Annotated in this window: 15 protein-coding genes; 4 read left to right on the top strand and 11 right to left on the bottom strand. The window is 72.1% G+C overall.

From position 1 onward, the window contains the following. Positions 1-101: 101 nt before the first annotated feature. Positions 102-824 (top strand): FadR/GntR family transcriptional regulator, encoded by a 723-nt coding sequence (locus tag ACZ4VA_RS31090; protein WP_356241657.1) that lies wholly within the window; start codon positions 102-104, stop codon positions 822-824. 506 nt (positions 825-1,330) lie between these two features. Here the strand turns inward: ACZ4VA_RS31090 and ACZ4VA_RS31085 are convergent. The 6 genes from ACZ4VA_RS31085 to ACZ4VA_RS31060 all read right to left on the bottom strand — a co-directional run bounded on the left by ACZ4VA_RS31085 (position 1,331) and on the right by ACZ4VA_RS31060 (position 10,911). Continuing rightward, entirely contained in the window at positions 1,331-4,348 is a 3,018-nt protein-coding gene (locus ACZ4VA_RS31085) for an alpha-mannosidase (RefSeq protein ID WP_356165256.1), read from the bottom strand. Positions 4,349-4,375: 27 nt separating this feature from the next. Next, positions 4,376-6,385, bottom strand: coding sequence for an endo-beta-N-acetylglucosaminidase (locus ACZ4VA_RS31080; RefSeq protein ID WP_468083335.1), 2,010 nt, complete (start codon positions 6,383-6,385; stop codon positions 4,376-4,378). A 66-nt stretch (positions 6,386-6,451) separates the two neighbouring features. Continuing rightward, the gene (locus ACZ4VA_RS31075; protein ID WP_468083333.1) at positions 6,452-7,684 is read right to left on the bottom strand and encodes a glycoside hydrolase 5 family protein; all 1,233 of its coding nucleotides are present in this window, start codon (positions 7,682-7,684) and stop codon (positions 6,452-6,454) included. Between the two features lie 66 nt (positions 7,685-7,750). Continuing rightward, positions 7,751-8,668 carry a carbohydrate ABC transporter permease gene (locus ACZ4VA_RS31070; protein ID WP_355781727.1) on the bottom strand — a complete coding sequence of 306 codons (918 nt, stop codon included), beginning with the start codon at positions 8,666-8,668 and terminating at the stop codon, positions 7,751-7,753. Beyond that, complete coding sequence (locus ACZ4VA_RS31065; protein ID WP_356165246.1) at positions 8,665-9,612, bottom strand: carbohydrate ABC transporter permease; 948 nt, start codon at positions 9,610-9,612, stop codon at positions 8,665-8,667. Before ACZ4VA_RS31065 ends, ACZ4VA_RS31070 begins: the two co-directional genes overlap by 4 nt. Positions 9,613-9,618: 6 nt before the next feature. After that, positions 9,619-10,911 (bottom strand): ABC transporter substrate-binding protein, encoded by a 1,293-nt coding sequence (locus tag ACZ4VA_RS31060; RefSeq protein ID WP_355781733.1) that lies wholly within the window; start codon positions 10,909-10,911, stop codon positions 9,619-9,621. 246 nt (positions 10,912-11,157) lie between these two features. Here ACZ4VA_RS31060 and ACZ4VA_RS31055 point away from each other — a divergent pair, with 246 nt between their 5' ends. After that, positions 11,158-12,201, top strand: coding sequence for a LacI family DNA-binding transcriptional regulator (locus ACZ4VA_RS31055; RefSeq protein WP_356165242.1), 1,044 nt, complete (start codon positions 11,158-11,160; stop codon positions 12,199-12,201). A 183-nt stretch (positions 12,202-12,384) separates the two neighbouring features. Beyond that, positions 12,385-13,740: an amidase gene (locus ACZ4VA_RS31050; RefSeq protein WP_468083329.1), complete on the top strand. Its 1,356-nt coding sequence runs from the start codon at positions 12,385-12,387 to the stop codon at positions 13,738-13,740. Between the two features lie 21 nt (positions 13,741-13,761). Here the strand turns inward: ACZ4VA_RS31050 and ACZ4VA_RS31045 are convergent, their stop codons facing one another. Together ACZ4VA_RS31045 and ACZ4VA_RS31040 are read right to left on the bottom strand one after the other, a co-directional pair. Then, on the bottom strand, positions 13,762-14,244 hold the full coding sequence (locus ACZ4VA_RS31045) for a GNAT family N-acetyltransferase (RefSeq protein WP_356241666.1): 483 nt from the start codon (positions 14,242-14,244) through the stop codon (positions 13,762-13,764). 65 nt (positions 14,245-14,309) lie between these two features. Further along, positions 14,310-14,483: a hypothetical protein gene (locus ACZ4VA_RS31040; RefSeq protein ID WP_355794534.1), complete on the bottom strand. Its 174-nt coding sequence runs from the start codon at positions 14,481-14,483 to the stop codon at positions 14,310-14,312. Between the two features lie 567 nt (positions 14,484-15,050). Here ACZ4VA_RS31040 and ACZ4VA_RS31035 point away from each other — a divergent pair. Then, on the top strand, positions 15,051-15,872 hold the full coding sequence (locus tag ACZ4VA_RS31035; protein WP_468083327.1) for an SDR family oxidoreductase: 822 nt from the start codon (positions 15,051-15,053) through the stop codon (positions 15,870-15,872). 4 nt (positions 15,873-15,876) lie between these two features. On the opposite strand, the gene ACZ4VA_RS31030 is transcribed toward ACZ4VA_RS31035, so the two are convergent. From ACZ4VA_RS31030 to ACZ4VA_RS31020, 3 genes are all read right to left on the bottom strand, one after another. Continuing rightward, positions 15,877-17,361 (bottom strand): SDR family NAD(P)-dependent oxidoreductase, encoded by a 1,485-nt coding sequence (locus ACZ4VA_RS31030; RefSeq protein WP_355791639.1) that lies wholly within the window; start codon positions 17,359-17,361, stop codon positions 15,877-15,879. Between the two features lie 179 nt (positions 17,362-17,540). After that, positions 17,541-18,893: a wax ester/triacylglycerol synthase family O-acyltransferase gene (locus ACZ4VA_RS31025; RefSeq protein WP_356165229.1), complete on the bottom strand. Its 1,353-nt coding sequence runs from the start codon at positions 18,891-18,893 to the stop codon at positions 17,541-17,543. Positions 18,894-19,048: 155 nt separating this feature from the next. Beyond that, the gene (locus ACZ4VA_RS31020) at positions 19,049-21,388 is read right to left on the bottom strand and encodes a GH92 family glycosyl hydrolase (RefSeq protein WP_468083324.1); all 2,340 of its coding nucleotides are present in this window, start codon (positions 21,386-21,388) and stop codon (positions 19,049-19,051) included. Positions 21,389-21,429: the final 41 nt, after the last annotated feature.

The following is a 21,429-nucleotide window of genomic DNA, read 5'->3' as shown; positions in this document are numbered from 1 at the left end:
CCACAACACCCTCCGGAGCCAACTTTTCCCGGTTTCCGGCCGTAGTGGTCCGACCACCTGGGTGATTAGACTGCGCGCACCCGGCAACAGGAGGAAGCGGCGTGGACGAGAGCCAGCCTCGGGAAGCGCAGACGGCACCGCCGAAGGGCACCGTGACGCAGCGCGCCATCGAGCGGATCAAGGCGATGATCGGCGAGGGCCGCCTGGAGCCCGGCCAGCGGCTGCCCACCGAGCGGGACCTCGCGGCACAGCTCGGCATGTCCCGCAGCTCGATGCGCGAGGCGATCCGGGCGCTCACCGTCCTCGGCGTCCTGGAGGCCCGGCACGGATCGGGCATCTACGTCACGCAGTTGGAGGCCGGGGACCTGCTGGAGACCTTCGGTGTCGTGGCCGACCTCTCCCGGGGACCGCGGCTCGTCGAACTCCTCGAAGTGCGCCGCGTCCTCGAATCGACGGCGACCGCCCTGGCCGCCGCGCGCATCACGCCCGACCAGCTCGCCGAGGTCGAGAAGCACCTGCTGGCGATGAACGCGACGGACGACCCCGAGGAGATCCTCGCCCACGACCTCGCCTTCCATCGCGCGATCGGCGCCGCGGCGGGCAACGAGACCATGGCCGCGATCCTGGAGGGGCTCTCCTCCCGCACCTTCCGCGCCCGGGTGTGGCGCGGCTACCAGGAGGAGGGCGCCTTCGAGCGCACCCGCCGCGAGCACGCCGCGATCCACCGCGCCCTCGTGGCCCGCGACCCGGAAGCGGCCCGAGCGGCGGCGGCAGCCCACGTGGGCGAGGTGGAACAGTGGCTACGCAGCCAGCTGGAGCCGTGAGAACGGCAAGGGTTCTCCGTGGCCGGCTGAACAGCATGCGGCGCGCAGCTCCAGCCCCTCCGGCGCTTGAGGAGCGGGGCCGAAAGGCCAGGTCCACAAACCCAGCCCCTCCGGCGCTTGAGGAGCGGGGCCCGGGGCAGAGCCCCGAGTCGGGACCGAAGCCACCTCGTCACGCAACAAGTCCGGGCGCACAAAATCAGCCCCTCCGGCGCTTGAGGAGCGGGGCCCGGGGCGGAGCCCCGAGTCGGGACCGGAGCCACCCCGTCACTCCACAAGCCCGGGCGCACAAATCCAGCCCCTCCGGCGCTTGAGGAGCGGGGCCCGGGGCAGAGCCCCGCGTCGGGACCGAAGCCGACCCCGAGCGGGGAACCCCGGTCACGCAACCCACCCCCTCCGGCGCCGGAGAAGGCAGGGCCCAGCCGCGACACCGCACGTCGGGACTGAACCCGCCGCCACCCGGCAAGGAACCCCCGGGACACCCCCGAAGGGCCCTCACCGCAAGGTGATCACCCCCGCTTCAACCGAAGCGTCACCAACTCGAACGGCCGCAACGGCATCCGAAGCCGCCCCCCGTCCCGCTCGGGCCCCACCGCATCGGCGAGCGGCCGCTCCAGCAGATCCGTCACGGTGACGTCCTCGAAGGGGAACCCTGCCGTGAGGGTGACCCGCGACCGCCCGCCCCGGGACTCGTGGAACCGGACGACCACGTCCCCGCTCCCGTCGTCGGCGAGCTTGACCGCCGTCACCACGACGGCGTCCTGCTCGACGGTGACGAGCGGCGCGACCTCCTGGGAGCCCGACACCCGCCGCTCCGGCAGGTTGATCCGCCACCCTTCGCGCACCGCGTCACCGATCGCCGCCCCCGGCACCAGCGCGTGCCGGAACCGGTGCACACCCTGGTCGGTCTCGGGGTCGGGGAACCGCGGGGCGCGCAGCAGCGAGACCCGCACGGTGGTGGTCGTACCGGAGTCGCCGTCGCGCACGGTACGGGTCACGTCGTGGCCGTACGTCGAGTCGTTGACGACGGCCACGCCCCAGCCGGGCTCCTCGACGTGCACGAACCGGTGGTTGCAGGCCTCGAACTTGGCGGCCTCCCAGCTGGTGTTGGTGTGCGTCGGCCGGTGGAAGTGCCCGAACTGCGTCTCGGAGGCGTACCGCTCGGCGTGCACGTCGAGCGGGAACGCGAGCTTCAGGAACTTCTCGGTCTCGTGCCAGTCGACCTCGGTGTCGATGCCGAGTCGCTGTTCGCCGGGGGCGAGCGACAGCACCTGGGTGACCCGTGACGCGCCGAAGGAGCGGACGACCCGTACCGAGACACCGTCGTCGCCGGGCGCCACCTCGTCGGCGTCGACCAGGTCGGTGACGGTGTTGCGGTAGAACTCGTCGACGTCCCAGGCGTCCCACATGTTCGGGAAGTCGGGGTGCAGTTGCAGCAAGTTGGCGGCCTGTCCGGGTGCGACCGTCTCGCGATCGGCGGCCAGGTCGTACGCGGAGACGACCAGGCCCCGCGCGTCGATCTCGACCCGCAGCATCCCGTTGTCGAGGACATAGCCGCCGTCCGGGCGGGGCTCAAGCGCCGTCTCGCCGAGGACGGCAGGGGTCCGGGCGCCGCCCGCCGGGACCCCGTCGCGGGTGTGCGGCGCCGAGTTGAACACCAGCGGCGCGGAACCCTCACCGGCCAGCGCCCGCTGCGCCGCGTCGATGATCGCGTTCAGCTCCTCGGCGACCCGCTCGTACGTCCTGCGGGCCTCGCGGTGCACCCAGGCGATGGACGAGCCGGGCAGGATGTCGTGGAACTGGTGGAGCAGGACCGTCTTCCAGATGCGGTCCAGGTCCTCGTAGGGGTAGGCGAACCCGGTGCGGACGGCCGCGGTCGCCGCCCAGAGCTCGGCCTCCCGCAGGAGGTGCTCGCTGCGGCGGTTGCCCTGCTTGGTCTTGGCCTGGCTGGTGAGCGTGGCCCGGTGCAGCTCCAGGTACAGCTCGCCCACCCAGACCGGCGCGTTCGGGTACTCGGCCTGCGCCTTCTCGAAGAACTCCTCGGGGGTCTCCCAGACGACGGTCGCGGAGCCCTCCAGGTTCCGCAGCCTGGCCGCCTTGGCGACCATCTCGCGTGTCGTGCCGCCTCCGCCGTCACCCCAGCCGGTGGGCGCCAGGGAGTGCCGGGCGACCCCCTTGTCCTTGAAGTTGCTCGCGGCGTGCGCGATCTCGCTGCCCTTCATGGAGCAGTTGTAGGTGTCGACGGGCGGGAAGTGGGTGAAGATCCGGGTGCCGTCGATGCCCTCCCACTGGAAGGTGTGGTGCGGGAACTTGTTGGTCTGCGACCACGAGATCTTCTGCGTCAGCAGCCACTTGGAGCCCGCCGCCTTGATGATCTGCGGGAGGCCCGCGGCGAAGCCGAAGGTGTCGGGCAGCCACGCCTCCTCGTTCTCGACGCCGAACTCCTCCAGGAAGAACCGCTTGCCGTGCACGAACTGACGGGCCATCGCCTCCGACCCCGGCATGTTCGTGTCGGACTCGACCCACATGCCTCCGGCGGGCACGAACCGCCCGTCGCTGACGGCCTTCTTCACCCGCGCCCACACCTCGGGCCGGTGCTCCTTGACCCAGGCCCACTGCTGGGCCTGGGACATGGCGAAGACGAAGTCGGGCTCGTCCTCCAGCAGCGCGGTCATGTTGGACGTCGTGCGGGCCACCTTGCGCACGGTCTCGCGCAGCGGCCACAGCCACGCCGAGTCGATGTGCGCGTGACCGACGGCGCTGATGCGGTGGGCGGAGGGTACGGCGGGCTCGGCCAGCACCCCTTCGAGCCGGGCGCGCGCGGCGGCCGCCGTGCCGTTGACGTCCTGGAGGTCGACGGCGTCGAGAGCGCGCTCGACGGCGCGCAGCAGGTCCCAGCGCCGCGCGGACTCCACCGGCAGCTCGGCCATCAGCTCGCCGGCCACCTCCAGGTCGATCACGAGGTTCCACACCGTCTCGTCGAAGACGGCCAGGTCCATGCGGGTGAGAGTGTACTGCGGCTCGGTGCCGGCGGTCTCCTTGTCGCCGAGGGGGGTGGGCACGAAGGGGTGGTAGTCGAGGATCACCGGGTTGGAGGCGGCCTCGACGTGCAGCAGGACCTCCTCGCCGCCCTCGGCCGGGGCACCGATCCGAACCCACTGGTTGCGGGGGTTCAGCCCCTTCACCGGGGTGCCGTCGGGCCGGTAGACGAGGCCCTCGCACTGGAAGCCGGGCATGTTCTCGTCGAAGCCGAGGTCGAGGATCGCCTCGACGTGGCGTCCCGCCCACTCCTTCGGGACGGTCCCGGTGACCCGGAACCAGCTGGTGCCCCACGGAGCACCCCAGCGCGCGCCGACCTCGATCGGTGCCGGGTCGGCCGCCAGGCCCTCGGCGACCGGCACGGGCTCGCCCGGCGCGTTCCACACCGCCACGTCCAGCGGTACGGACTCGGGATACACGGCGGGGCGGATGCGCTCGTCGAGGACGCGCTTGAGGCGGGCTTCGACCAGGGTGCGGTCGTCATGCATGAAGTGCTCCGTGGGTGTGGGTGCGGGCTACCAGGTATGGGTGGTCGTGGTGGCTGAGGAGATGGTGAACAGCTCCCCCACCGCGCGTACTTCGAACCGCGCGGCGGCCTCCCCCTGTGCGGGGGCGAGGCCCTTGACGAAGAACGCGCGCTGGCAGGTGCCGCCGAGGAAGCGGCGTGTGCCGTCGGGCAGGACGCGGTGCAGCTCGTAGTGGCGTACGGCGCCGGGGGCGGCCTGCCACCTCAGGCGCAGGCTGCCGCCGTCGGCGTCGGTGACGCGCAGGCCGGTGGGCGCGGCGGGGATCACCTTCGCGTTCCGGACGGCGAGCCCGCCCAGCCGCAGGCGGACCGAGGATCCGCGGCGGGCCGGGGTGAGCCGGACGGCGATGGCGTGCGCGGTCCCGGACAGCCCGCTCAGCCGCACGGTGGAGGTCCGCCAGCCGCCGCTGCCCGCCTCGACGGGGAACCAGGTGTACGGCGGGGCCCCGCCCGGCGTGCCGGGTTCGGCGGTGGCGACGCCCAGCTCGACCCTGACCGCGCCCGCGTCGGTGCGGTAGGTCAGCTCGGCCACGGTGTCCGCGCTCAGCGGCAGCCGGGTGGCGTAGAGGTCCAGGGTGACGGGGGCGTCGAGAGTGCCGTCGACGAGCACGCTGCTGCCGCCGCGCCAGGCGTCCGCGAAGTCGAAGGCGACGGCGGGACGCCTCCCGGTGGTGCGCACGACCCAGCGGCGGGAGGGCAGCCGGTCCTGGAGACCGAGGTGGTTCCACGCCGCGTCCGAGGTGACCTTGCCGCCGTCGTACCACTTCAGGCCGTGCCCGGTGTTGAAGGTGGTGGCGAAGGGGACGGCGGTGACGGTGGAGCGGTCGGCGACGGAGAGCGCCGGGGCACGCCAGGCGGCGCCGGTGTCGGGCCGGGAGGGGTCGAGGGAGGCGCCGGTCCAGAACGCGTCGTCGGCCGCGTGGAAGTCGCCGGGGGTGCGGCCGGCGGGCAGGTGGTTGCGGGTCCACTCGGGCCGGTAGAGGCCGAGGGAGACGACGTGGTCCTTGTCGGCGGGCACGATGGCGTCCCAGTCGACGGAGGTGTTCGTGCCGTTGGCCTCGACGTCGACGCCCGCCCACAACTCGTAGGGGATGCGGTCCAGTTGCCGGGCGGTCGTGGCGGAAGAGGAGAGGCTGCTCCGTGACCAGCGGAAGTCGACGAACATGGAGTCGGCGGCCTGGAAGAACGCCTTGTTCCGGTCGTTCAGCGCTCCCTGCCAGCTGACCGAGCCGTTCGTGGTCATCGAGTCGTACCAGGTGACGCGCTGCCCCTTCGCGGTGCCGAGCGTCCTGAGCTCGGCGAGGAAGCCGAGCATGTCGACGGCCAGGGCGGCGTCGCCGCCGCCGGTCTCGGCGTTGACGAACCAGCCGTCGAAGCCGTACGCGGCGGCGACCGCGACGAGTCGCTCCGCCAGCGGGTGGTGCCCGGACGCGTCCTTCTGCACGAGGTCACGGGTCCACTGGAGCTGTCCGCCGTAGGCGGCGGGCGGCAGGAACACGTTGCCGAGAACGGGCACGCCGTGGCGGTGGGCCGCGTCGACGATCGGCGCGTTGGGCGCGAGGATCAGTCCCTCGCCGGACGAGCCGCCCCAGAAGACGAGTTCGTCGAGGTACGCCCAGTGGGTGAGGGCGTAGTAGTCGGCCGTCGCCGCGCCCTGGGAGGGGTTGCCCGCGGTCGGGCCGAAGGAGACGAGGGACTGGACCCGGGCCTGGCCGTCGCGGGCCGTACGGTTCGTCGGTGTCGGGGTGAAGCGCGCGGCCAGCGGTACGGACGCCGTGTTGAAGGGCAGGTCGGGGTCGTCCTCGGCCCGCCACGCCTTGAGGCTGCGCCAGGTGATGCCGGCGCCGGGGCTGCCGGCGGGCAGCGAGTCGGGGTACCAGTACGAGGCGTACGGCTGGAGGTCGCCGGTGGCCGCCGCGGCCGCGGTGGACAGGCCGGGGACGAGCCCGGCGGCGACGCCGGCTCCGGCGAGCAGGACGGTGCGTCTGCTGAGGTTCACGGTGTGCTCCGTAACGTTGGGGGACGGACTACGGTGCTTGCGGGGGGGTGCTGTAGGTGCGCCCGGCTACGACATGACCTGGCCGGGGGTGAGGACCTCGGTGATGCCGCGGGCGGTGAGGTGGTCCTGGTCGGCGGCGCGGCTCGCGAGGACGGTCGTGGGGCGGACGCCGTCGCCGGCCAGCCGCGCGAAGGCCTCGAAGACGGGTCCGCCGGGTGCGCAGACCGAGCGGCCCGGCGTGGTGTCCACGACGAGCGCGGTGGTGCGCGGGGCTGGGCGGTGGGTCCGCCGTTCGGCGGCGATCCGGGCGATGACCTCGCCCGCGGGCTTCGTCCGCCGGTCGTTGGTCAACAGGCCGAGCCCGTATTCGAGTTCGGGGAAGTCGGCGAGGCCGCGGCTGACGTCGTGCGAGCACCACCAGGTGACACCCCACAGGTCGGGGCAGTCCAGCGCGTTCGCGACGGTCGCCTCGGTGAAGGCGGCGGCGTGCTCGGCGGGGATCAACGGCGCGGGGGCGCCCACCTCCTGGAGCCAGACGGGCCGGTGCGGGTCGTCCGCCCACGCCTTGGAGAGCTCGATGAGGTAGGCGGCGTGGTGTTCGGTGGCGGTGCCGGTGCGGCCGTGGCGCTGGGCGGTGCCGTTGAACACCCAGGAGTGGACGGCGGTGACCGCGCCGAGCCGTGCCGCGTGGGCGGGTGTGAAGGGCTGGTCGTCCTGGTACCAGGTGGCGTCGTAGGAGGCGTGCAGGTGCAGCTTGCCCGGCGCGCCCTTCTCGCAGGCGCCGAGCAGGGTCAGCAGCCAGGCCTCGGCCTCGGCGGGCGTGACGCGGTCCGGGTCGGGGTGCGGGTCGGCCGCGAACTGGCTGATCTCGTTGCCGACGGTCATGCCGACGAAGTTCGGCCGGTCCGCGAGGGCGGCGGCGAGGGTGCGTACGAACTCCGCCTCCCCCTCCACCACTTGGGGGTCGGTGAAGATGTTCCGCCGGTGCCAGGTCCGGGTCCACGCCGGCAGGTAGTCGAAGCTCGACAGGTGGCCCTGAAGGCCGTCCACGTTGACGTCGAGCCCGCGTTCGGCGGCGGCGTCGGCGAGGGCGACGAGCTGCTCGACCGCGCGCGGGCGGACGAGGGTGCGGTTGGGCTGGAAGTAGGGCCACAGCGGGAAGACCCGGATGTGGTCGAGGCCGAGCCGCGCGATGGAGTCGAGGTCGGCGCGGACGGCGTCGAGGTCGAAGTCGAGCCAGTGGTGGAACCACCCTTCGCTCGGGGTGTAGTTGACGCCGAAGCGCACGGCAGAAGGCATACGGGATCCTTGCGAATCGGGAAGTGGCGGGGAGGTCGGCCGTGAGCACCGCGGGTGCGGCGGGGCTCAGCCCTTGACCGCGCCCTCGCCCACGCCTCGGAAGAAGTACCGCTGGAGGCAGGCGAAGAGGACGATCAGCGGTGCGACGGCGATGATCGTGCCCGCGGCGACGAGCCGTTCGTCGTTGGCGAAGGTGCCGTGCAGGTAGTTGAGGCCGATGGTGAGCGTGAACTTAGACGGGTCGCTCAGCACGATGAGCGGCCACAGGAAGTCGTCCCAGGCGCCCATGAACGCGAAGATCGCGACCACGGCGAGGGTGCCCTTCACCGACGGCAGGGCGATGCGCAGGAACCGCTGCCAGGTGTTCGCCCCGTCGACGACGGCCGCCTCCTCGATCTCGTAGGGGAGGTTGAGGAAGGCGTTGCGCATCAGCAGCACGTTCATCGCGCCGATGCAGCCCGGCAGGACGACACCGATGAGGGTGTTGTTCAGGCCGAGCTCACGCATGGTCGTGAACTGGGCGATGATGATGCCCTCGACGGGGACGAGCATGGCGAGGATGAAGACCAGGGTGGCCGCCGAGCGCCCGCGGTAGCGCAGCCGGGCCAGGGCGTAGCCCGCGAGCGCCGAGCCGACGCAGTTGGTGACGACGTTGGCCGCGGCCACCTTCAGCGAGTTGAGGGCGTAGTCCCACACCGGGATGGTGTCGGCGACCCGGCCGTAGTTGTGCAGGGTCGGGTCGTTGGGCAGGAAGCGGGGCGGCGAGCTGAAGATGTCCTCGGTCGGGCCCTTGAGCGAGGTGGACAGCTGCCAGACGAACGGTCCGACGGTGAGGGCGAGTACGCCCAGCAACAGCAGGTAGCGCAGGGCCAGTTCCCAGGCGCGGACCTGCCGGCCCCGCTCGTCGGTGACGCGCCTCCGGGGGGCGGTCCCGGTGGCGGGCCGCGTCTCGCGGGCCTCGGGGGTCTTCTCGGCGGTGCTCACGCGTCCTCCTTCCGGTCGGCGCGCAGCACGAGCAGCATGAGCGCGACGGTGACGACGAAGACGACGACGGAGATGGCGGAGGCGTAGCCGACCCGGCCGGTCAGGCCGGTGCCGGTGCGCTGGACGAGCATGACGAGGGTGGTGTCCTCGCCCGCCGGGCCGCCGTCCGGGCCCGCCATCAGGTAGACCTCGGAGAACACCTTGAAGGCGGCGACCGAGGAGAGCGCGCCGACCAGCACCATGGTGGAGCGGACGGCGGGCACGGTGACCGTGAGGAAGCGGCGTACCGCGCCCGCGCCGTCCACGGCGGCGGCCTCGTGCAGTTCGCGCGGCACGTTGGCGAGCGCCGCCAGATAAATGATCATGTAGTAGCCGAGGCCCTTCCAGACCGTGACGGCCATGGCGCTCAGCAGGAGCAGCCACTGGTCGCTGAGGAAGCCGACCTTGCCGACGCCGACCGCCTCCAGCAGCGAGTTCACCAGGCCGCGTTCGTCCAGGAGCCACACCCAGATCAGTCCGACCACGACGATGGACGCGACCACGGGGGTGTAGAAGGCCGACCGGAAGAAGGTGATGCCGGGGATGTTCTTCTGGACCAGGAGCGCGAGCAGCAGCGGGAGCAGGACGAGCGCCGGGACGACCCCGACGACGTACAGCGCACTGTTGCGCAGCCCGATCCAGAACATCTCGTCGTGCAGCAGCTCCCGGAAGTTGGCCAGGCCCACGAAGTGGCCCGGGATCAGGGTCCGGCGGTCGGTGAAGGCGTTGACCAGCGTGGAGACGAACGGGTAGAGGATGAACGCGCCCGTGATCAGCAGCCCGGGTGCGGCGAACAGCCACGGGCTGAAGGGGAGATGGCGTCGCACGCGACGCGGACGCCCGCCCGGCTCCTTCGGCCGCTCGCCGCGTGGACGGCTCACCCGGGACAGGGTGGGACTCGCCATGCCGGTTCAGCCCTGCTGCTGGAGGAGCCGGTCGCAGGCCTTGACAGCGTTGTCAAGAGCTGCTTTCGGGCTCTGCTTGCCCTGGAGCGCCTTGGCGACCTCGTTGCGCAGCGCGGTCTTCATCTGTTCACTGAACAGCACCGGCGTGTAGTTGACGGCGTTCTTCAGGGACTGCGCGGCGGCGACGCGCACCCGGGTCTCGTCGGTGCCGTCCTGCTCGGTGAAGTACGGGTCGTCGAGCGAGCCGGCGGTGCTCGGGAAGATCGCGACCTTCTTGGCGAAGGACATCTGGTTCTTCGCGTCGGTGACGTAGTGCGCGAAGGCGACCGCGGCCGGCTTCTCCTTGGTGCGCGAGTTCACCATCACGCCCATGACGTACATGTTGACCTTGCCGGTGCTGGTGATCTGGTCCGTGATGCCGATGTTCTTGTAGAGGTTCGGCGCCTGCTTCTTGAAGTTGCCGAGGTCCAGGGCACTGCCGGGGTTCATGGCGACGGCCCCGGTGAGGAACTTCTTGCCCGAGGACTCGGGGGTCGCGGTGAGCGCCTGCGAGTCGAGCGCCTTGGCGTCGTACAACTCCTTGTACTTGGTGAGGAGTTCGACCCCCTTGGCGTCGTTGAACGCGAAGGCGGTGCCTTCCTTGTTCATCAGCTGGACGCCGTAGCGCCCGAAGTCCTCGATGGTGGGCACGTTGGCCAGCGTGGCCACCTTGCCCTTGCTCTTCTTCGCCAGCCGGAGGGCGTCGGCGAAGAGTTCGTCGTACGTCTTCGGCGGCTTCGAGGCGTCGAGCCCGGCCTGCTCGAAGAGGCTCTTGTTGTAGAAGAGCGGGCCGGTGTTCAGGTACCAGGGGAACGCGTACGTGCCGGTCATGCCCGGTATCCGATGGCTGGCCCAGGCGCCGTCGAGATACTCCTTCTTGTACTTCGCGGCCGCCTTGTCGAGGTCGAGCGCGAGGCCCGCCTTGGCCAGCGGGGCGACGAGGTCGGGCGAGACGTTGACGACGTCGGGCAGGGTGCCGCCGGCCGCGTCCGCGCTGATCTTGTCGGCGTAGCCCTCGGCGGGCTGGTCGACCCACTTGACGTGCGTGCCGGGGTACTTCTTCTCGAAGTCGGCGATCACGCCCTCGAAGTACGGCTTGAAGTTGGCCCTGAGGTTCCAGGTCTGGAACGTGATGTCGCCTTCGATCTTGCCGGAGGCGTCCGTCGAGCCACTGCCGTCGTCCCCGGAGCCGCAGGCGCTCAGCGGCAGGACGACGGCGACGGTGGCGGCGACAGCGAGGGCTCTGCGGGAGATACGCACGGAAGGGGCTCCTTCGCAGGGGGGATGAACGGGTGCCGTCGCAGACCTTGCACGCAGGTTCCACGGGAAGTCAATGCATTAGCCCGCAGTAAATTCGAAGCGCCCATAAAGCAGCAGGTCAGAGACGCGTGGAAGCGGAACTACAACCAGCCACTAATGCGCTTTAGCTCGTGATCACTCAAGCGCTTTAGTGCGTGCACGTCTGCGGTACGCTGTCGCCCGCAAGCCATGGGAAAGGGGCCAGGTGTGTCAGCGAAGCGATCCCCGGCGCGCCGGCCGACGATGAAGGACATCGCGCAGCGGGCCGGCGTCTCCGAGAGCGCGGTCTCCTTCGCGCTGAACGACCGGCCGGGAGTCTCCGAGGTCACCCGCGACCGGGTGCGTCGAGTGGCCGAACAGCTGGGCTGGCGGCCCAGCACGGCGGCACGGCAGCTCTCCGGCGAGGGCACGGCGACGGTCGGCCTGGTGGTGGCCCGCCCGGCGGACACACTCGGGGTGGACTCCTTCTTCCTGCAGTTGATCTCGGGCATCCAGGAAGTGCTGGCCGAGCGTCATCTCGGCCTGCTCTTCCAGGTGGTGGAGGACGTGGACGCCGAGTGCGCGGTGTACCGGCGGTGGTGGGCCGAGCATCGTGTGGACGGCGTCCTGGTCGTCGATCCGCGCACCGACGATCCCCGGCCGGACCTCCTCGACGAGCTGGGCCTGCCCGCCGTGGTCATCGGCGGCGTCCCCGACGCACGGCACCCCGGGCTGTCCGTCGTGTGGGCGGACGACGCCGGCGCGATGGCCGCCGTCGTCGGCGAGCTGCACTCGCTCGGGCACCGCCGGATCGCGCACATCGCGGGTCTGCCGGGCCTCGCCCACACCGAGCGCCGGATCCGCACGCTGCGCGCCGAGGCCGCCCGGCGCGACCTGCGTGAGGTCCGCTCGGTGACCACGGACTACTCGGACGCGCAGGGCGCGGCCGTCACGCGCCGCGTCCTGGAGCAGGACACCCCGCCGACCGCGCTGGTCTACGACAACGACGTGATGGCGGTCGCCGGGGTGGCCGCCGCGGCCGAGCTCGGCTTCTCGGTGCCGGGGGACGTGTCGGTGGTCGCCTGGGAGGACTCCGCGCTGTGCCGCATGGTCAAGCCGTGGCTGTCGGCGCTCTCCCGCGACACCGTGGAGTTCGGCAGGACGGCCGCGCAGGAGCTGACGGCGCTGCTGGACGGGGGCCCGGCGCGCACGGTGCAGGTCCCGGTGCCCCGGCTGATCGAGCGGGACAGCACGGGGCCCTGCCCGGAGTGACGTCCCGGCGGCGGCGCTCGGACGGCGGGCACGCGTCGTCCGGATTCGTCGCCGTCACCTCTCGACGCGCGGCCTCCTCTGCGGGCACAGTGCTCCTTACTACTCGCGAGTAAGCCCGCCGTGCGCAGCGAGCGGGCCCCTCCGTGCCCGCCGCCGCGGCGCACGTACCGACAAGGAGCGCCCGTGACCAGCTGGGCCGGCCGGACCGCCGTCGAGACAGCCGCCGCCGTACGCGAGAAGCGGGTGACGCCCCGCGAGGTGGTGGCCTGGCACCTCGCGCGGATCGAGCGGCTCGACGCCCGGATCGGCGCCTTCCGGACCGTGCGCGCCCAGGCGGCACTGGCCGAGGCCGACGAGGTCGGCTCCCGCCCCGACCTGGCCGGACTCCCCCTGGCGGGGGTCCCGGTGGCGGTCAAGGACAACCTCGCCGTACGCGGCGAGGCGACCCGCAACGGCAGCGCGGCGACGCCGGCGACCCTGGCCGACGAGGACCACGTGACCGTGGCCCGGCTGCGCGCGGCGGGCGCCGTCGTGGTGGGCCTGACGAACGTGCCGGAGCTCTGCGTCTTCGGGACCACGGACGGGGTGCACGGCATCGCGCGCAACCCCTGGGACCTCTCGCGCACGGCGGGCGGCTCGTCGGGCGGCAGCGCGGCGGCGGTCGCGGCCGGCCTGGTCCCGCTGGCGCTCGGCAACGACGGGATGGGCTCGCTGCGGATCCCGGCCGCCCACTGCGGTCTCGTCGGGCTGAAGCCCGGTTTCGGGGTGGTCCCGGCCGGCATCGGGCACGGCGACTGGTTCGGCATGTCGGAGAACGGGCCGCTCGCGACCACCGTCGAGGACGCCCGCCTGATGCTCGCGGTCCTCGCCGGCCCGGACGCGGGCGCGGCGCCCGGCGGCGGCGACGCGGCGGGCCCGAGTATCGCCCTCTCCCTGCGCAGTCCGCTCCTCGGCGTGAGCGTCACCCGGCCGTATACGACGGCGGCACGGGAGGCCGCCGAACTGCTGGCCGGGGCCGGTCACCGGGTACGGCCCGCGGACCCGCCGTACCCGTGGTGGCTCGGAACCACCGCGCTCGCCCACTGGACGGCGGGCACCGCCGTGGACGCCGAGGACCTCGACCCGCGGCGGCTCGCCCGGCGCACCCGGGTCCACGCCGCCGTGGGACGCCGGTTCGTGCGGAGCGTGCGCGCCGGCGACCGGCGCGAGGAACTGCGCCGCCGGCTGGAGCCGTTCTTCGCGGAGCACGACGTGCTGCTGACCCCGGCGCTCGCCCGGCGCGGACCGGCCGCGGCGGCCTGGCACGAGCGGGGCTGGCTGCGCAACCTGCTGGCCAACACCGCCTGTTCGCCGCTGACACCGCCGTGGAACCTGACCGGCTGGCCCGCGATGTCCGTCCCGTTCGGCACGCTGCCCTCGGGGGCACCGTGCGCCGTGCAGCTCGTGGCGCGGCCGGGTTCGGAGGGCGTACTGCTCGACGTGGCGGGGTGGTTGGAGGCGCTGCGGCCGTGGCGGCGTACGGCACCGCTCGACGAGTGAGCGGGGCGGGCGGCCGCGGAGTCAGAGGGCCTTGTACATGATGTGCAGTCCCACCAGACCGTGCCGGGCGTGCTCGTAGGCGTCGGGCACGGTGCCGAGGATCGTGAAGCCGAGCGAAGTCCACAGCCCGACGGCGGGGTTGGTCTCCACCACGGCGTTGAAGACCATGGCTCGGTAGCCGTCCGCCTTCGCGGCGGCGAGGAGGTGCTCGGCGAGCGCGCGGCCGAACCCCTGCCCGGACCGGTCGGGGTCGACCATGAAGCCGGCGTTGGCGATACGGGCGGCGGGGCCGCCGTAGTTGGGCGTGACGTAGGCGGACGCGACGACGGCGCCGGCGTCGTCCTCGACGACGTACACCCGCTTGCCGGGGGCCGTCCACAGGGCGCGGGCGTCCTCCTCGGAGGTGTCCGGGTCCCAGGCGTAGGTCTCGCCGGCGGAGACGATCCGGTGCCAGAACGGCCAGATCCGCGGCCAGTCGTCGGCCGCGGCTTCTCTGATCAGCATGGGCGTGAGTGTGGCACGCCCATGCCGTCAGCTGTCGGGACGGGTCCCCGCGAGGCGCGGGGTGGTCAGTCCACGCTGGGCAGGATATGGGGCTCCGCGAGGTCTTCCTCGTAGCCCGCGAGGCGGATCGGGGCGGACCTGGCCCACACGTCGAGGCTGCCGAGCTTCTTCTCGGGCAGGCCCGCTCGCTCCAGGCGTTCCTTGGAACGTTGATCGAGGTTCGTTTTGTCCGGTGTCACCGCGCACTCCTTATGTGTCGGGTCACCCTCGGGACGTACTGGCTCAGTGTGCTGCTGCGCGCCTGACGCCCGCTCGGGTCTGAGTCGAAGCAGTTCGGACGCGGTGGCGCCGGTAACTCGCGAGAGAGCAGGCCGTGATGACCGGCATGTCCCGGGACGGACCGTGGGTGTGGGTGGGACCCAGGCTGTCTGTCCGTCGGCTACAGAGTAACCAGATGAGCGGACGTCCGCTCGATGGGGCTGAAAACACGAGGTAACCGTCCTGAGTCGTTCAGCGTCCATCCACCCACGATACGCGGTGATTTGAAACATGCTGCCCCGATTCGCCGCCACCCGTTCGGCCCAGCGGGCGAAAGAAATTGCGGGACAGAACACATCTGGGGGACAGAGGAACCCGGACAGGACAAGCCGGACGACCGGGACGGGCGGGCACGGAACTGCGCCCCGCCGCAGGCCCGCAGGGCGGTACCGGCGGGCCGGCGGACCGCCGCGGGCGCGGCCCCGCCGGACGACAGCGGGACGGCCGGCGCCCTGTTGTCTGACGGTCCGTCATGAGACGGTACGCGGATGACGCGGCCGTACGGACTCGACGGCAGGGCCGTCCTCATCACCGGTGCCTCCCGCGGGATAGGGCGGGCGGTCGCCGAGGAGTTCGCGCGCGCGGGGGCACGGCTGTGCGTCACGGCACGGGACCCGGACGGGCTGCGGCGGACCTGCGAGGAGCTGGGCGCCGTCGGTCTGCCGGGCACGGTCGCGGACCCCGCGCACCTGGCGGCGCTGACGGAGCTGGCGCTGCGGGAGTTCGGACGCCTGGACGTCGTCGTGAACAACGCCGCGACGAACGAACCGTACGGCCCCCTGATGGACGCCGACCCGGACCGCTGGCGCGAGGCGTTCACCGTCAACGTGGAGGCACCGCTGCGGCTCGTGCGGTGCGCCTGGCGGCTGTGGATGCGCGAGCACGGCGGCTCGGTGGTCAACGTCTGCACCGAGGGCGCCGTCCATCCCGGCCCGCACGTGGGGGCGTACGGCACCAGCAAGGCGGCGCTCCTGCACCTCACCCGGCAGCTCGCGGGCGAACTCGCGCCCCGGGTCCGGGTCAACTCCGTCTCCCCCGGCCTCGTCAGGACCGAGCTGGCCCGCTTCGTCTGGGAGGACTCCGAGGAGGAGATCGCCGCGGGCCTCCCGCTCGGCCGCATCGGCGAACCGGCGGACGTCGCCCGCGCCGTGGTGTGGCTGGCCTCGGACGCCGCGGACTGGATCACGGGCGCGGACCTGCTGGTGGACGGCGGGACGCGGGTCCGGGCGGCGTACCGGCCGGCGCGGCCCGACCCGGCGGCGTACGCCGTCCACGAGCGCCTGCGGGACCGCGCCCCTCGTCAGCCCTGAGGGCTTACCACTTGCCCGGCGCGTAGTCCTTCAGGAAGACGCCGTACAGGTCCTCGCCCTGCTCGCCGCGGACGATGGGGTCGTACACGCGGGCCGCGCCGTCGATGAGGTCGAGCGGGGCGTGGAAGCCCTCGTCCGCGAGCCGCATCTTGTCAGGGTGCGGGCGCTCGTCGGTGATCCAGCCGGTGTCGACGGCGGTCATCAGGATGCCGTCCTTCTGGAACATCTCCTGGGCGCTGGTGCGGGTGAGCATGTTCAGGGCGGCCTTGGCCATGTTGGTGTGCGGGTGGCCCGCGCCCTTGTAGCCGCGGTTGAAGACGCCCTCCATCGCGGAGACGTTCACGATGTAGGTCCGCTCGGCCCGCGACGCCGCCATCGCCGCGCGAAGGCGGCTGATGAGGATGAACGGCGCCGTGGAGTTGCAGAGCTGGACCTCCAGGAGCTCGACCGGCGTGACCTCCTCGACGGACTGGATCCAGCTGTTGGTGTCGTGCAGGTCGGGCACCAGGCCACCGGCGTCGATCGCCGTGCCGGCCGCGATCCGCTCCAGGGAGGCGGAGCCGGAGACCAGCGCGAGGTCGGTCACGTCCTGCGCGGTGAGGGCGCCCCCGCCGGCGACGGGGAGCGCGGAGACGGCACCGGAGCCGAAGGTGCCGATGACCTCGGCCGGGGGCAGCTCACCGGCGGGCAGCGGCCCCGACTCGGCGGCCAGCAGCTCGCTGTAGGCGCCCGGGGAACGGCGTACGGTCTGGGCCGCGTTGTTGATCAGGATGTCGAGGGGGCCCTCCGCGGCGACCGAGTCGGCCAGGGCGACGACCTGGGCGGGGTCGCGCAGGTCGATGCCGACGATCTTCAGCCGGCCGATCCACTCGTCGCTGTCGGGCATGGCCTTGAAGCGGCGGATGGCGTCGTTCGGGAACCGCGTGGTGATCGTGGTGTGGGCGCCGTCGCGCAGCAACCGCAGCGCGATGTACATGCCGATCTTGGCGCGGCCGCCGGTGAGCAGGGCGCGCTTGCCCGAGAGGTCGGCGCGGGCCTCACGCCGCGAGCGGTTCTCGGCGGCGCAGGGCTGGCAGAGCTGGTGGTAGAAGTAGTCGACCTCGACGTAGCGCGTCTTGCAGATGTAGCAGGAGCGCGGGCGCTGGAGCACCCCGGCGATCTCGCCGGCGTCCGTCACGGACGAAGGCAGGATGCCTTCCGTCTCGTCGTCGATGCGCTGGGCGGAGCCGGTGGCCGTGGACTCGGTGACCGCCTTGTCGTGGGCGGTCTTGGCGGCCCGGCGCTCCTGGCGGCGGCGCTGCTTGACCGTGCGGTAGATGCCCGCGGTCGCGCGGCGCACCGCGATGGCGTCGGGGTGGTCGACGTCCAGCTTGTCGAGTTCTTCGAGCACGCTCAGGCAGACGGCGAGACGTTCCGGGTCGACGCCCGGGCCCCATGACACCTCCGCGATGTCCGTGGCACCCGCCTGGCTGTCCTCTGTCACCGTCATCGCCGCTGTGTTCCTCGTGTCACTCGTGCCCGCGTGCCCGGACGGCCGCGGCGGTTCCCAAAAGGCGGCACCCTATACGCTGCTCGATACATCCCGCCAGCTCGCGAGCATACTGACGCGGCGGGTGTCAGCAAAATGGCCGCATGTCACCCGCCTGCGCGCGGGGCCCCCGCGAGAGGTCAGCTCCGGCCGTCAGCGGCCCTGGGCGCGCTCGCCTCGACGAGTTCGGCGATCTCCTCGTGCAGGGCGCGGGCCAGCACCTCCAGGTCGGGCACGGCCTTCGCGTCGGCGACCAGCCCGTAGTGGACGCGCCCGCGGAACGTCGAGACGGCGACCGCCAGGGACTGCCCGCGCGCCAGGGGCGCGAGCGGGAAGACGGCGGTGAGCGGGCAGCCGCCGAGTCGCAGGCCGAGGCTGGGCAGCGGCACGCTGGTGACGAGGATGTCGAAGAGCAGCCGGGCCGCCTGGCCGACGACGGGTCCGCTGAGCCGGTGCCCGAGGGGCGGCACGTGGTCGGCGAGCAGCGCGACGGCTCCCGCGCCCCGGTGTGGTCCGGCGTCCTTGTTCCGGTCCATGGCCGTGCGCACCGCGCGCAGCCGGCCGAGCGGGTCGGGGTCGTCGACCGGGAGCCGTATGAGGTAGCCCGACAGGCGGTTGCCCTGCGGGTGGGCGGTGCGCGGGCGCCGCCTGGACACCGGGATCAGCGCCCGGGGCGTGACGCCCTCGCTGCCGTCGCCCCGCTCGTCGAGCCAGCGCCGCAGCGCGCCGGCCACGACCGCGATGAGGACGTCGTTCACGGTGCCGCCCACGCTCTTGCGGACGCGGTGCACCTCGTCGAGGTCGATGACGACGCCCGCGGTGCGGCGGGTGCCGGTGGCCTCGGAGGTCAGGGCGGGCGAGGAGCGGACGTCCCAGGTGGCGCGGGCGACGGACGCGCCGATGTCGAGGGCCCGGCCCAGGTCGGAAAGGGTGCCGCGGAGGAGTCCGGGCAGCTCGCGCACGTCGGGGAGCAGGCTCCGGGCGGGCGCGGCGGGGCGCGGCCGGGGTTCCGGCATGTCCGTCGGGTCCATCAGGGCGGCGCCGAGCATGAGCGCACGCAGCCCGTCGGCGAGGGCGTGGTGGAACTTGAAGAGGACGGCGAACGACACCCCGTCCTCGCCGGGCAGCACGTGGGCCTCCCACGGCGGCCGGCCGCGTTCGAGCGGGCGTTCCATGAGCCTGCCCGCGACCGTGTGGAAATCCGCCGTGGGCGCGTGCAGCCGAACGTGTTGCAGCGGGTCGAAGTCGGGCACGGGCTCGCGCGTCGCCCCGCCGAAGGCGAGCGGGAAGGAGAGCGGCTGCCACAGGTCGCGGATCCGCATGCGCAGCCCCGGCACGGCGGCCGCGCGGGACGCGAGGAGGTCCGCCGCGTGCGCGCCCGCGGTGGGCGAGCGGGCCGCGAAGACCCCGAGGGCACCGAGGTGCATGGGGTGCTCGGCGGACTCGATGTTCCAGAACGCCAGGTCGAGGGGTGCGAGCAGGTCAGAGGTCAAAGGCTTGCTCTCGCGTCGACGGACGGGTGCACAAGCAGTCAACCCCTGACAGGCGATTACGGTCAAGTACGATCAAGCTACGCTCAGTTAACAGCAGATTACGTCCCGCCCCTCGAGGAGGGGCGGGACGCAGGCGCCGCGGGAGGTGTGCGGGGTCAGTTCAGGGCGGGCGGTGCCGCCTCTTCGGACGTCCCCCATCCGGACGGTTCGGTGCCGACGGTGAAGGCGAGCGAGCGCATGTCGCGCAGCCCGTCCGTCGTCAGATACGTGCGGTCGTAGGCGTCGCCGTCCACGCGCGCCGACTGGATGTACCGGGCGTCGTCGGAGGTACCCGGCGCCGTCACCGTGAGGGCGCCGCGCGGGTAGTAGCGCCGGTCCAGGGTGAGGTCGACCCGCTCGAAGACGGGGGTGGACAGGCCCCAGCTGTCGTAGCCGGGCTGCACCGGGAAGACACCGATGGACGACAGGACGTTCCAGGCGGACATCGTGCCCAGGTCGTCGTTGCCCGTCATGCCGGTCGGCGTGTCGGTGAACAGGGTGAGCGCCGCGTGCACCACGTCCGTGGTCTTCCACGGCTCACCCGTGGACAGGTACGTGTACGGGGCGATCAGGTCCGGCTCGTTCTGCGGGTTGTACTTGTCGGCGTTGTAGTAGTCGTAGGGACCGTTGACCCACACCTCGCGTGCCGTCTTCGCGGGGTCCTTCAGCAGCTCCTCGTAGGCGAAGAACGAGTCGAGCCGTTCGTTGGCCGCCTGCTTGCCGCCGATCAGGTCCACCATGCCCGGCAGGTCCTGCGGGACGAGCCACTGGTACTGCCAGGACGTGCCCTCGTGGAAGCCCTCGCTCCGGGCCGGGTCCTCCGGTCCGGTGAAGGCGCCGGCGGCGTCCCGCGCGCGGAAGAACCCGGTCGAGTCGTCGAAGATCTTCCGGTAGTTCTGCGCCCGTCCGGCGTAACGCGCGGCGTCCGCCTCGTGCCCGAGGTCGCGCGCCATCTCGGCCAGCATGGCGTCCGACAGGGCGTACTCCAGGGTCGCGGACGCTCCGTGGTCGTAGTCCGAGTCGCCGGGCTTCACGTGCGGGCGCCCCTTGACGTAGGGCGCGAAGCCGTTCGCCAGGTACTCCTTGTTGGCCTCGCGGCCGACGGCGGGCGAGTCGGCGGGCGGCACCCCGTCGGCGTTCTTCCTCAGCGCGCGGTAGGCCCGCTCCTCGTACCCCTTGAGCAGCCCCTGCTGGTAGGCGTTGGTGAGGAAGGGGGTGACGGGGTCGCCGGTCATGATGTTGGTCTCGACCGTGCCGTAGCCCCACTTGGGCAGCCAGCCGCTCTCCTCGTCGATCCTGACGACCGAGATCGCCATGTCGCGGGCCTCACGCGGCGCGAGCAGGGACAGCAGTTGCGACTGGGTGCGGTAGGTGTCCCACAGCGACCAGTTCTGGTAGTACGTGAACCCCTTCGCGCGGTGGATCCGCTGGTCCCAGCCGGTGTAGCGGCCGTCGGCGTCGCTGCCGATGTTGGGCGCGAGGAACGACCGGTACAGGGAGGAGTAGAACGTGCGGCGCAGGGTGTCGCCGCCTCCCTTCACCCGTACGTCGTCGAGCCTGTCCTCCCAGGAACGGTGGGCCGCCGCGCGCACCGCGTCGAAGGAACGGCCGCCCTCGGAGCGGAGGTTGAGCGCGGCGCCCCGCGCGTCCACGTACGACAGGGCGGTGGTCGCCTCGACCGTGCGGTCGCCGGTGGTGTCGAAGCGGACGAAGGCGCCGTTGCGTCCGGTGCTCACCGACTTCCTGGAACCCGTGGTGACGGTGTCGCCGTTCCAGGTGCCGGATGTCTCGAAGGGCCGGTCGAAGCGGGTGACCGTGTAGACGGTGTAGGGCTTCGTGTCCTGACAGAAGCCGCTGCCGGTGATCGCGGTGCGCACCGTCCGGTTGTCGAGGATCTCGACCTCGGTGGTGATCCCCCGGTGCAGCGACTGGCCCGCGTTCAGCAGGACGTTGGCCTTGTCGGTCGCCGGGAAGGTGTACCGCTGCACGCCGGTGCGTTCCGTGGCGGTCAGCTCGGCCTCGATGCCGGTCTTCAGGCCGACCCGGTAGTAGCCGGGGGTGGCGCTCTCGTCGTCGTGGCCGAACTCGGCCTGGTACGCGGCGTAGTCGGTCCGCGTGACGTCCCCGGTCGTCGGCAGCACGGCCAGGTCGCCGCCGAGGCCGCAGCCGACGCCCGACAGGTGGACGAGGGAGAAGCCGCGGATGTGGTCGTGCGAGTAGTCGTAGCCGGTGTTGTGGCCGGTGTCCGGCGAGAACTGCACCATGCCGAACGGGACCGCGGCCCCCGGATAGGTGTTGCCCTCGTTCTCCGTACCGATGAAGGGATTGACCAGGTCGGTCAGCGGGCCGGCCTGCCGGTCCGCCGCCTGGGCGGCCGGTGCGGCGAGGGAGCCGCCGAGCAGTGCGGCGGCGGCGACCGCCATTCCCGCACCGCGTAGCCGTTGGGTCCATCTCATGGGCGGGAACGCCTCCTCAGCTTGGACAACGTTGTCAAGCG

It is taken from the genome of Streptomyces sp. NPDC028308 (genome assembly GCF_055565855.1).
This window is presented reverse-complemented; position numbering and strand designations above follow the sequence as displayed.

Excerpts from the sequence above, each read along its gene's own strand:
- ACZ4VA_RS31085 (WP_356165256.1), bottom strand. The coding sequence starts at position 4,348 with ATGCATGACGACCGCACCCTGGTCGAAGCCCGCCTCAAGCGCGTCCTC.
- ACZ4VA_RS31075 (WP_468083333.1), bottom strand. The coding sequence starts at position 7,684 with ATGCCTTCTGCCGTGCGCTTCGGCGTCAACTACACCCCGAGCGAAGGG.
- ACZ4VA_RS31065 (WP_356165246.1), bottom strand. The coding sequence starts at position 9,612 with ATGGCGAGTCCCACCCTGTCCCGGGTGAGCCGTCCACGCGGCGAGCGG.
- ACZ4VA_RS31045 (WP_356241666.1), bottom strand. The coding sequence starts at position 14,244 with ATGCTGATCAGAGAAGCCGCGGCCGACGACTGGCCGCGGATCTGGCCG.
- ACZ4VA_RS31035 (WP_468083327.1), top strand. The coding sequence starts at position 15,051 with ATGACGCGGCCGTACGGACTCGACGGCAGGGCCGTCCTCATCACCGGT.
- ACZ4VA_RS31030 (WP_355791639.1), bottom strand. The coding sequence starts at position 17,361 with ATGACGGTGACAGAGGACAGCCAGGCGGGTGCCACGGACATCGCGGAG.
- ACZ4VA_RS31020 (WP_468083324.1), bottom strand. The coding sequence starts at position 21,388 with ATGAGATGGACCCAACGGCTACGCGGTGCGGGAATGGCGGTCGCCGCC.